The organism is Sorangium sp. So ce131, from assembly GCF_051519095.1.
In the GTDB taxonomy this organism is placed as follows: Bacteria; Myxococcota_A; Polyangia; order Polyangiales; family Polyangiaceae; genus Sorangium.
The window spans coordinates 379,227-391,336 of the sequence record NZ_CP150455.1; the positions used below are offsets into that span (position 1 = coordinate 379,227).

4 protein-coding genes are annotated in these 12,110 nt (G+C 69.1%); 3 read left to right on the forward strand and 1 reads right to left on the reverse strand.

The window, feature by feature from the left end:
* Nucleotides 1-283: 283 nt before the first annotated feature.
* Nucleotides 284-2,812: a catalase gene (locus tag WMF43_RS01520; protein ID WP_437676919.1), complete on the forward strand. Its 2,529-nt coding sequence runs from the start codon at nucleotides 284-286 to the stop codon at nucleotides 2,810-2,812.
* 509 nt (nucleotides 2,813-3,321) lie between these two features.
* A complete protein-coding gene (locus tag WMF43_RS01525; protein ID WP_437676920.1) occupies nucleotides 3,322-4,452 on the forward strand; it encodes a sugar ABC transporter substrate-binding protein in 1,131 nt (376 codons plus the stop codon).
* Between the two features lie 174 nt (nucleotides 4,453-4,626).
* Here WMF43_RS01525 and WMF43_RS01530 read toward each other — a convergent pair whose 3' ends face one another.
* On the reverse strand, nucleotides 4,627-10,731 hold the full coding sequence (locus WMF43_RS01530) for a protein kinase domain-containing protein (protein ID WP_437676922.1): 6,105 nt from the start codon (nucleotides 10,729-10,731) through the stop codon (nucleotides 4,627-4,629).
* 273 nt (nucleotides 10,732-11,004) lie between these two features.
* On the opposite strand from WMF43_RS01530, the gene WMF43_RS01535 reads away from it, so the two are divergent.
* A complete protein-coding gene (locus tag WMF43_RS01535; RefSeq protein ID WP_437676924.1) occupies nucleotides 11,005-11,994 on the forward strand; it encodes a response regulator in 990 nt (329 codons plus the stop codon).
* Nucleotides 11,995-12,110: the final 116 nt, after the last annotated feature.

The window sequence follows — 12,110 nt, forward strand, 5'->3', positions numbered from 1 at the left end:
AATCGCTACGGACAGTGGATCGAGGCGCCGCGCACAGGCCGCCGCCGCCACGACGCGACGGGGGCGACGCCGGACGACACGAGCCCTTCCCGTCGCGTGAGGCGGCCGCGCGGCCGTTGCCGCGGCCGGCGGTACGGCGACGCCCTACGAGGCCGTGACGAGCCGACCGAGGCGACGTAATGACCCCGGTCGCGCGTCGGTCGCCCGGGCGCGTGCTTTGAAGAGCGAGCGTTGGTGCGCTCCTTGCTGAAAGCCCCGGCTCCCCCCTCCCGGAGGCCATCGCATGACCGATCCCAAAGACCCCGCGAAGTTGTCGTCCAAAGATCCGGCGCCGAACGAAAAGGGCGCTGGCAGCGCGAAGCAATCGATGGGCGGCCCGTCGGCGAAGCCGCGGGCCGCGCGGCCGAAGCGCAGCCTCCTCGAGCGCGCGGCGACCGCGCTCGGCAGCGGGACGAGCAGCGACGACGACGACGTGCGCAACCTCGCGACCGCCGACCGCCTCGACGCGAAGATCGACGCGACCGAGGCGCTCGTCGCCGCCATCCCTGAAAACGTGAACAAAGCCGCCGAGTACGCGCTGCGCGGCAAATTGTCACAGCCGCCGCAAGGTGCCACAGCGAAACCCGAGAACCTCGACGCGACCGCGAGCACGATCACCGAGAGCAACGAATCCGAGAAGAACGGCGACAAGGCGGCGCCGGGCGTGAACCTGAACCAGGGCCCGCTGCAGAAGCATCGGGCCGACTCGCTCGGCCGGGCGCTGACGACGAACCAGGGCGTGCCCGTCGGCGACAACCAGAACTCGCTGCGCGCGGGGCTGCGCGGCCCGACGCTGCTCGAAGACTTCATCCTGCGCGAGAAGATCACGCACTTCGACCACGAGCGCATCCCCGAGCGCGTGGTGCACGCGCGCGGCTCGGGCGCACACGGCTACTTCGAGTGCACCGAGGACATCACCTCGCTCACCAAGGCCGCGCCGTTCGCGAAGGTCGGCAAGCGGACGCCGGTCTTCGTGCGCTTCTCGACCGTGGCGGGCGAGCGCGGCAGCGCCGACACGGTGCGCGACACGCGCGGCTTCGCCGTGAAGTTCTACACCGACGAGGGCAACTGGGACCTGGTCGGCAACAACATGCCTGTCTTCTTCATCCAGGACCCGATGAAGTTCCCCGACGTGGTGCACGCGGTGAAACCCGAGCCGCACCACCAGATGCCGCAGGCGTCGAGCGCGCACGACACCTTCTGGGACTTCATCTCGCTCATGCCCGAGTCGATGCACCACATCATGTGGCAGATGAGCGACCGGGCGATCCCGCGCAGCTTCCGCACGATGCAGGGCTTCGGCGTGCACACCTTCCGGCTCGTCAACGAGGCCGGCCAGGCGACGCTCGTGAAGTTCCACTGGACGCCCGTGCTCGGCACGCACTCGCTCGACTGGGACGAGGCGGTGAAGATCGCGGGCGCCGACCCCGACTTCCACCGCCGCGACCTCTGGGAGGCCATCGAGGGCGGCGCGTTCCCCGAGTACCTCCTGCAGATCCAGACGTTCACCGAGGCCGAGGCCGAGCAGTGGAGCTTCGACGTGCTCGACGCGACCAAGATCGTGCCGGAGGAGCTCGCGCCCCTGCGCACCGTCGGCCGGCTCGTCCTGAACCGCAACCCCGACAACTTCTTCGCCGAGACCGAGCAGGTCGCGTTCTGTACGCAGCACATCATCCCCGGCATCGACTTCACGAACGACCCGCTGCTGCAGGGGCGCAACTTCTCGTACCTCGACACGCAGCTCACGCGCCTCGGCGGGCCGAACTTCCACGAGATCCCGATCAACGCGCCGGTCGCCCAGGTGCACAACAACCAGCGCGACGGGTTCCACCGCCAGACGATCAACCGCGGGCGCGTGAACTACGAGCCCAACTCGCTCGCCGGCGGCTGCCCCTTCCAGGCCGGCGCGCGCGGCTTCACCTCGGTCGCCGAGCGGCTGCTCGCGCAGCAGGCCCAGGCCGAGCCGACCAAGCTGCGCGGCAAGCCCGAGAAGTTCGCCGACCACTACACGCAGGCGCGCCTCTTCTGGGCGAGCCAGACGCCGATCGAGCGCGAGCACATCGCGCGCGCCTTCCGCTTCGAGCTGACGCGCGTGCAGACGCAGGCCATCCGCGAGCGCATGCTCCGGATGCTGCGGAACGTCGACGACGGGCTGGCCGCGCGCGTCGCGGCCGACCTCGGCACGCAGCTCCCCGATCCGCTCCCGATCGTGGCGCCGCCCGTGAAGGAGCCCGAGGTCGCGGTGTCGCCGGCGCTGTCGCTGCTCGCCCGGCCCGGCGACGGCCGCATCCTCGCCCGCCGCGTCGCGCTCCTCGTCGCCGACGGCGTGAGCGGCGAGGCGTCGCGCGCCCTCTACGACGCGCTGCTGACGGCGGGCGCGGTGCCCCGCTACGTCGGCGCGCGCCTCGGCGTGGTGCGCACCGCCGAGGGCGACGAGCTGCCCGTCGAGGTCACGATCGAGGCCGCCCCGAGCGTCCTCTTCGACGCGGCGGCGCTGCCGCCCGGCGCGGGCGCGGCGGCGCTGGCGCGCGACGGGCTCGCGGTCGAGTTCGTCCAGCTCCAGTACCGCCATTGCAAGCCCCTGCTCGTGCCGGCGTCGGCCGCGCAGCTCGCCGTGGCCGCGGGCGTGAAGGCCGCCGGCGCCGGACAGGGCGCCGACCCGGGCCTGCTCGTCCTGCCGGACGACGCGGTGGCCGAGGCGGCCCCGGCGTTCATCAAGGCGATCGCCCTGCACCGCGCGTGGCAACGCCAGACCGAGCCGCCGGCGGTCTGATCCCGGCCCGCCCCGCCAGCGGGGGCGGCGCGCCGGGCGCGCCCGCCCTCGCGGCCGGGTCGAATAGAACAATCCTCTGTCAACCCAGGGCAGATCCCGCCGCCGCCGAGGGGCAATGTGTCCGTGCGTGCGGCGGGGGCCGTGTGGAAGCGGACGGGGCGCACGACCTACCACGGTCCCCGAAGCTCGATGACGCCCGCAGACATCCGCCATCTCCCGAGATGTCTCGGGTTGTGTTCCGTACTTCATCCATCGCGTGAACGGCTGTTGTGGTACTCGTATCTGTCTCTCACCCTCTTGACAGATCGAACTGGCGTGTGGTCCGCTCGTCGCAGCCGAATCATGTGCAGCAAGCAGAACCGGCTGCTCGTGGGACTGCCGTCCCTGCTCTCGACATCGCGCTCGCCACCAGCGCCGGGGCACACCGACGATGCAGTGGCTATCGGGAGCCTCCTGCCCCTCTCGGGTAGAGAGCAGGCTACTCGACGCAATCTCGATCAGGAGGTCTCATGACGAGGATCGGAAGACATTGGCTGACGGCCTTCGGATTTGCGCTCATGATGGCGGGATGCGGGTCGGGCACCGCCCCGGGCGAGGGCGGGAACGCCCCACCCATCCTACGAGGGCCGGCTGCCGAGAACGAGTTCACTCCGCTGGAGCTCGAGGCGACGATCGACGACCTCGTCGCCGAGATCAACGAGACGCCGCGCGAGCCGATGCAGATGACGGTGCTGCTGAAGGCCGTCACCGGCTTCTTTCAGCCGATCGCCAAGGGGGCGATCCGAGCCATGGGGGAGCTCGACGTCACGGGCAACGTGCTCGGGTCCCCCGAGCCGCCGGGCGATCAGAGTAGAGATATGGAGCTCCAGAATGGGCAAATTGAGCAGCTGTTGATGCACGGCGACGAAGCGATCGGCATCACGCCGTTCGGTGACGCCAACGCAGCCGCTGTCGATGATGCCGTCGCGAAGGGGGTCCACGTGGTGACGCTCGACAACGATCTCGCGACCTCGAAGCGCGAGATCTACGTCGGGACCCTCAATGAATCCAGCGGAGCGAGGGCGGGGGAGACCCTGCTCGCGATGCTGCCCTCCGCGCCGGGCACCGTGGTGATCCACGGCAACGCCGACCCGACGTGGGTCGACGGCGCGCTCCGAACGCAGGCGGCCCAGGACGTGCTCGAGGCAGCCGGTTACAAGACCGTGGTGCGTCAGGCCACCTGGAGCGACGAGGGCGAGGCCGACGACGTCGCATGGATGAAAACGCAGCTCGAGACGGCGGACCCGCCCGCCGTGGGGTTGATCGGCCTGTTCGACATCGCGTATCGGTGCGCCATGGCCGCGGAGGCCGCGGGCAAGCCGGAGCTCCCCGTCGTCACCTTCGACTTCCATCCGAGGACGGTCGATTACATGCGCGCAGGGCGCATCAGAGCCACGCACGTCCAGCGGCAGTACTACCAGGGCTATCTCGTGCCCTACATCCTCTACGGCATCAAGAACATCGGTCTCCGGGCGACCAGGGAAATCCTCGCGCCGCGGATGGTCGACGACAGCCGGTTCGACCTTGGCCTCGACGTGGTCCCGGCGAACAAGACCGACGCCTACAACGACTTCCTCGGATTGATCGACGCAAGCCAGTAGCGGTGTCGTGGCCCGCGGGGCCCCGTTGCGGCGTCGGCCCCGGCCCGGCGGTTGGTTGACCGAGTCGCCGGCGGTCTGACCCCGGCCCGCTCCTCCAGCGGGGGCGGCGCGCCGGGCGCGCCCGCCCTCGCGCCGGCCGCCGGCGCGTCCTTGGCGCTTCGAATTCTGCTCGTTTCAGGCTGGTTCAACCCGCTTGTCGCTGTAGGCGCTCTCGCCGGGAAGGGCCGTGCCTGCGGCGTATCCATCGACGAACTCTTGCAGCTTCCGCATCTGGTACGTCCGCACGAACCCCCTGAGCTGCTCGAGCCACGGGCCGAGTCGCGGGTTGGTCTCCTCCATCCGCACCGCTTCCGCCACCACGTTCCGGACCCGCCCCGACGCCACCAGCCGCGATAGACGGGCAAGCTCCTCGGCTGAAGGCGGCACCACCGGACCACTCTCCGGCGCCGCCGTGGCATGGGCCTTCTCCTCGGCGTGAATCCATTCCACGCCGAGGAAGCGCTGGATCTTCTCGAAGAGCGCGCCCGCTTGCACGGGCTTGTGCAGGGAGTCGTTCCAGCCGGCGCGGATGTCCTCCTGCCGTTCGGCTTCGGATACGTTCGCCGACGAGAGCAGGATGACGACCTCGCCGAGCTCGGGCATCTGCCGGAGGCGGCGCGTGGCTTCGATGCCGTTCATGCCCGGCATGACCAGGTCCATCAAGACCATCGCCGGCTTCCGCTCCATGGCCAGCCGGAGCGCCGTCTCACCGTCTCCGGCCTCCACGACGTCGAAGCCGATCGGGACCAGCAGATCGCTCACCAGGGCACGGTTGTGCGGGTTGTCATCCACGACGAGGATCGTGCGGCGCTCCCCGCGATACCCGGTGATGGTGTGCCACGCGAGGGCTTTGTCGGCGCGCGCGGCGGCGGGCCCCTCCGCGAGCGCGAGCGTCACCGTGAAGGCGCTGCCCCGGCCGAGCTCGCTCTCGACTTCGATCGTGCCGCCCATCTGGTCGACGATCTTCTTCGTGATGGCGAGGCCGAGCCCCGTGCCGGCGCTCTTCGCATTGTGATCTCCGAGCTGCTCGAAGGGATCGAAGATGCGCGAGACGTGCTCCGAGGCGATCCCGGGGCCCGTATCCTCGACCCGGAACCGCAACGTGCTCCCCTCATCGGGATCGCGCTTCAGCTCGTCAATGACGAGGGTGACGCTCCCTCGCTCGGTGAACTTGATGGCGTTGCTCAGGAGGTTGAGCAGCACCTGCGTCAGGCGCTTCTCGTCGCCGTGGAACGCAGGCGTGGTCACGCCGCGTATTTCATGGGTGAAGGCGATGCCCTTCTGGTCCGCGCGCACGCGACTGAGGTCCACCACCGTGCGCACCAGAGCCTGGAAATCGAACCTCTTCGAGGCGAGATCCATCTTGCCGGCCTCGATCTTCGCGAGGTCCAGCACGTCCTCCAGCAATGCGAGGAGATGCTCGCCCGACTGCTTGATGACCTGCACCCCGTCGCGGCTCTTCAGGGAGAGCTCGGGCGCGCGAGAGAGGACCTGAGCATAACCAAGGATGCCGTTGAGCGGCGTCCGCAGCTCGTGGCTCATGCTCGAGAGGAAATCGCTCTTCGCCCGGTTCGCCCGATCGGCCGCCTCCTTGGCGATCCGGAGCTCGGCCGTGCGCTCCTTGATCTTGGCCTCAAGATCCCGGTACAAAGTGGCGTTCTCGACGGCAATGGCCGCCTGCGAGGCCAGCACCGACAGGAACTCCACGCGCGCAGGGGGGAACGCCGACGGCACGTCGCGGTGCTCGAGGTACAGCACGCCCACGAGGTGGCCCCTGTGCGTCAAGGGCAGGGCCAGCAGCGAGAGCACCGCGCGCGACGCGAGGTAAGGGTCGACGGCGAAGCGCGCCTCGCCCGTCGCGTCGCCTGTCACCACCGGCTCGCCCGTGCGGGCCGCATACTGCACCATGGTCACCGGCACGTCGCGGCTCTGCTCGAGCGGCTCCGACAGCCCCGTCTCGATGCGAGCCCCCTCCACCGACAGCCGCGCCACGACGGAGAGCGCTTCCCCTTCGCGGAGCACGAGGGCGCCGCGCTGCGCCCCCGCGTTCTCCAGGAGCAGCTCCATCAGCCGGCCCACGACGCGCTGCGGGTCGAGCTCGCTCGAGAGCGCCTGCGCCGCGCGCACCGCGGTGTTCACGTCGAGGCTCGCGCCCGCGGAGGCGCCCGTGGTCGTCGCGGTCGCTGCCGCCGATATCGTGCGCTCGACGGCCGTCCCGTGAACGGACGTCCTGAGCAAGGCCGGGTATTTCGCGTTCATATGGGCGACCACGTTGACCGCGCCCCAGCGCGCATACGCGTCGCGAGCCTCGCGCAGGTACATGGCGCCAATATGGCTGTTGCCCGCTTGCAGTCGGAACTCGGCGGCGAGCTGGATCGAAAGGGCCTCCATGTGCAGGAAGCGCTGCTCGCGCGCGAGCTCGATGGCCTCGTCGTACCTGGCGACGGCCTCTTCGGTCTTGCCGAGGACGCGGGCGTGCTCGGCCTCGACGAGGCGCAGCTTGTGGAGGAAGTTCGGCGCACAACCTTCCGCGAAGTAGCGCATCCGCTCGAGGCCGTGCTCGATGTGCTCCCGCAGCCGCGCCTGCTCCTCGGCGCCGGCCGCGTCATGCCAGCACTTCGCCGCCGAGAGCGCGAGGTAGAGCGCGACGTCCGCCGCCTGCGGCATGCCGAGGATGTCCGCTCGAAACTGGTCCGCCTCCCGCGCCCGCGATAGCGCTCGCTCCCACCTGCCAGTGACACAGAACAGATAGACTTCCAGCGTCCGAGCGAGCCCTGCCGTGTACCCGTCCCCGTCCGCCAGGAGGGAGCGCGAACCTCGCGGCAGCGGCTCGTCGTTCAGGAGCTTCGGGGCGCCGTCTGGGGTCGTCAGCACGTCACAATAGGACGCGACCGCCTCGAAGTGGTGCCTCCCCACGGCGTCCCCCGCGCGCTGCACGAGATCCCAGCGAGCCTTGATGTGCGCGTCGAGCTGGGCGAGCTGCATGCCGCGCCAGGCGCGGTAATAGAACAGGTCGGACAGGAGGCCCCAGCTCGTGCCCGTGAACGAGCCGATCTTCAGGCCGGCCGCGATGGCCTGCTCATAGAAGACGCCCGTCTCGTCGATGGGCCTGGAATAGAGCAGGTAGATACCATGGAGCACCAGACACTCGGGGAGCATCGGGGACCCCACGCGCTCCGCAGCGCGCACCCCGGGCTCGGTCCAGCGTAAGGCGCGGCGATACATGCCCGTGGCCACCGACCACACATTGCAGAAGCTGCTGATCATGAGGGCGGCAGCCGGCGTGAGCGCCCCCCGGCGCACCGCCTCGGAGACGATGCGAACGATGATGAGCGTGTAAAGCATCGGCCGGCCGCCGTAGATGGAGCAGAGCTGCGTCCGCGTCATCAGGTCGTCGATGAGCCGGTGCTCCGGGGACTGATCGGGCGGCATCCGATCGAACGCGCCGAGGTCCTGCTCCAGCCATCGATCCAGCGCGGCGGACTCCTCGACGAGCGCCGGCTGACACGCCTCGTCCGTGTCGGGCAAGGTGAAGCCCCGCTCCGCGAGCGCCGCGATGCCAAGCTCGATTCCCCGCGCATACTGGCCCGCCGCCAGGCAGCAGCGGACGCGGATCTCCTGCGCCGACAGCCAGGGCACCACCCCGAGAGGCCTCGCGAGCAGGTCGAGCGCGCGCGCTTCGACGTCGTCGAAATCTCGCAACAGATACGCCGCCTCCAGGTGCTCCAGCGCGATCTCCACCGACAGCGCTCGCTCCTCGCTGTCGGCTCGCTCGCCGAGGAGCGCCTGCGCGTTCTCCAGCAGGCTCGCCATCAGCCGGTGGGAGCTCGCGGCCTTCGCGACGCGCGCGGCCTCCAGGTTCAGCCGCGCGACCTCGCTGCGCTCCTCCGCGGACGTGAGCCGCGCCGAGCCCTGGTTCATGTGCCGCGCGAGCTCCAGGAGCTGCTGGGCCGTGCCCCCTTCTGCTCGATACCGCGCCCAGAGCCGCCGGCCGATCTCGAGGTGCGCGAGGACGCGCTGCTCCGGCGAGATCCGCTCGTAGCTCGCCTGCTGCACGCGGTCGTGCAAGAACCGGTACGAGGCGTCCAGCGCTCCGTCGCCCACCTCGCCGAGCGCCTGCGCGGGGCGATAGGCCCCATCGACCGGCACGACCAGCTCCTCCTGCAGCGCCGGCCACAACGCCGCCGTCACCCGGGCGCGCTCCCACCCGCTCAATCGCTCCAGGTCGTGGAGATGGAACGTATGGCCTGCGCACGCCGCGAGCCCCATGAGCTGCTGCGTCGCGTCCGGCATTTCTCGTACTTTGTCCGTCAGCAGCGCCACCACGTTGTCGGTGATCTGCGCTCGCTCCAGGTCCGCCTGATTCCAGCGCCACTCCCCGCTCTCCGCGTCCCTCACCAGGAGCTCCTGCCGGTGCAGGGAGAGCAGCAGTCGCTCCAGGAAGAACGGGTTTCCACGCGTCTTCTGCCACTGCACACGCGCGAGCGGCTCCACGCGCCGCGGCTCGCTCTCGAGCGTGCGCGAAACCCACTTTTGCACCTGCTCTTCCGACAGGGGGCCCACCGTCAGCCTCGATACCCTGGCCTCGCTCGCCTCCACCGCCTCCACGAGCTTCCACAGCGGATGCTCGGGCGGCGCCTCGTTGTCACGGTACGCCGCGATCACCAGCAGCGACCTTCGCTCCACGTCCGTCAGCAGCGTCTGCAGGATGATCAGCGTGGCGCTGTCTGCCCACTGCATGTCGTCCAGGAACATGACGAGCGGCGGGTTCGGCGTCGTGACGGTCCGAACGAAGTTCAGCCACGTCAGCTTCTGCCGATTGAGCACCTGCTCGCCCTCCACCGGCGGCACCGGCGGCAGCTTGCCCATGACGAGGTCGAGCTCCGGCACCACGTCCGCGATCAGACGCGCGTTGTCCCCGACCTCGCTCCGGATCCGATCCTGCCAGGTCTCCAGGACCGCCTTCGGGCTCGAGAGCCACTGGCGCATCAGCCCCCCGAACGCTTGCGCCATCGCGGCGTACGGCGTCGACCGCGCGAGCTGGTCGTGTTTGCCTGCGATCAAGAGGCCGCGCCCCGCCTTCGCGATGTCGCGGTAGACCGTGCGCACCAGCGCCGTCTTGCCGATGCCCGACGGTCCGCCGACGAGCAAGAGCTCCGCCGCGCCCCGCTCGGCGCGGGCGAACGATTCGCCTACCCGCTCGACGTCCTGCTCCCGCCCCACGAGCATCTGCGGCAGCCGCAGCCTCCGTGAGAAGTCCTTCTTTCCGAGCGAGAAGGGCTCCACCGTACCACGCTCGCTGAGCGCGCGGAGCGCCTCCTCCAGATCCTCCGCCGCGCCTCTGGCCGTCTGATACCGCCGCTCGGGATCCTTCGCCAGGAGCTTCGATACGATAGCCGATACGGCGCTCGGCACCTCCGGCGCGATGGTATCGAGCGGAGGCGGGTTCTTGGCCAGATGCGCGTGCACCAGCGAGAGCGGATCGCGGTCCGTGAAGGGCCGCCGCCCCGACAGCACCTCGAAGAGCGTAACGCCCAGCGAGTACAGATCCGTGCGCGTGTCGAGCGCTCGCGCCGTGCGCCCCGTTTGCTCTGGCGAGATATAGGCCAGGGTCCCTTCCAGCGCTTCGGGGATGCTGGCCTCGGTCGCTTCCTGGGACAGCAGCGAGGCGATGCCGAAGTCGAGCAGGGTGACCTGCTCGTACGTCTCATCCACGAGCAGGTTCTGCGGTTTGATGTCCTTGTGCATCACACCGGCGGCATGCACGCCCTCGAGCACCCGAGCGAGGCGGCGCCCCAGCCGCAGCCCGGCCGCCAGCGGCAAACGACCCTGCTTGGCGAGCACCTGCTCGAGCGAGCTCCCTCCAGGGTCTTCGAGCACCAGCGCCGCCGTGCCCTCCCGCTGCTGGAACGCATGCACGCGCGCCACGCCGGCCACAGCCGAGAGCCGTCGAAGCACCTGATGCTCGTGGACCAGTCGCCCCATGACGCGCGGGTTTGGCACCTCGGCGAGCGGGAACTTGATCGCCACCTGCGCCCCCGAGGGGAGATGCACCGCGCGATACACGCGCGTCTCGCTTCCCTCGTAAGCGATGTCCCCCAGTGCATACTCCCTCAGTTCCATCCCCGAACCCTCCCGTTTATCGGCACCGAGGCGCGATGGCCGAGCGTGCGCTAAACTAACCTGGGCAGGGCAACACAAGTCAATGCAAATGTGAACGATGCTTCGCGACGGCCACATTGGCTACCACGCGCACCTCCGCAAGCACACCCGCGCACCTGGGCGAGCACACCCGCGTGCACCGTCTCCAGCTCGTGACCAGCGTTCCGCCAAGCCGTACACGTCGGCGCACATACGGCTCGATCTACCCGAGCACGGAATAAGCTACAGATACGTCGTGTAAGCACCTGCGGGGATCGCCGGAACCGGGCTCCCAGGAGCGACGCTGCGTGCTTGGCCCTTTACAGTCGTCGCGCTTGTGATAGGGTCCACGCTGCGTTTTCCAGGCACTGGATGGATGATCTGACGCAATTCAACGGTCTCGTCGTCGCGGTCGACGACAACCCTGTTAACCTCGACACACTCCTCGAAGCATTGTCCGGCGAGCATCTGGACCTCGCCGTCGCCACGGATGGCGGCATGGCGATGAGCTTGATCGAGCGCGAGCAGCCTGATCTCGTTCTCCTCGACGTGATGTTGCCGGATATCGACGGTTTCGAGGTGTGCAGGCGCCTGAAGGCCAACCCGCAAACCGCCGACACTCAGATCGTCTTCATGACCGCCTTGAACAATCGGGAGCACCGGCTGCAAGGGTTGAAGGCGGGCGCCGTGGATTATATAAGCAAGCCCTTCGATACCGAGGAGCTCCTTGCGCGCATACGCCCGCACATCGCCGTCCGGCGCATGACGCGAGCGCTGCAGGAAAAGAATGCGAGTCTGGAGGCGGAGGTCCGGCAGCGCGTCGCCGTCGAGGCCGCGCGCGAGGAGCTCCTCCGCGAGCTCATGAACCGCACCGAAGAGCTGCGCGAGGCCAAGGAGGGGCTCGAGCGCGAGCTCGTCGAGAAGGGGCACGCGAACGCGGAGAGGACCGCGCTGCACGAGCAGATCATCGCCGCCCAGCGCAGCCGGCTCCTCGAGCTCTCCACGCCGCTCATTCCGATCACGGATCGCATCCTGGTCATGCCGCTCATCGGTACGATGGACAGTGACCGAGCTCAGCAGGCCATCCATGCGATGCTCCACGGCGCCAGCAGCCGAACCGCCGAGTTCGTGATTCTCGACATCACGGGCCTCAAACGTGTAGACGAGAGCGTCGCCACCATGCTCCTCGTCGCTGCCAGAGGCCTGCGGCTCCTGGGGACGCGCACGATGATCACCGGGATAGGTTCGGAGGTGGCCCGAACGCTCGTGCATCTCAACACACCCCTGGAAGGCATCGTCACGAAGGCCACGCTCCAGGACGGCATTGCCGTCGCGATGCAGGCCTCCCGTCGTCGACGATAGGGCTTCTGCTCTGACGGAAGCTCCCGATTCGGCGCGGGCGGTCCCCTCCGGCCGCCTCGGCCTGAACGGATGATCCGTGGTACGGGCGCCCTCGCCCCGCCTCCCGCTTCAGCATG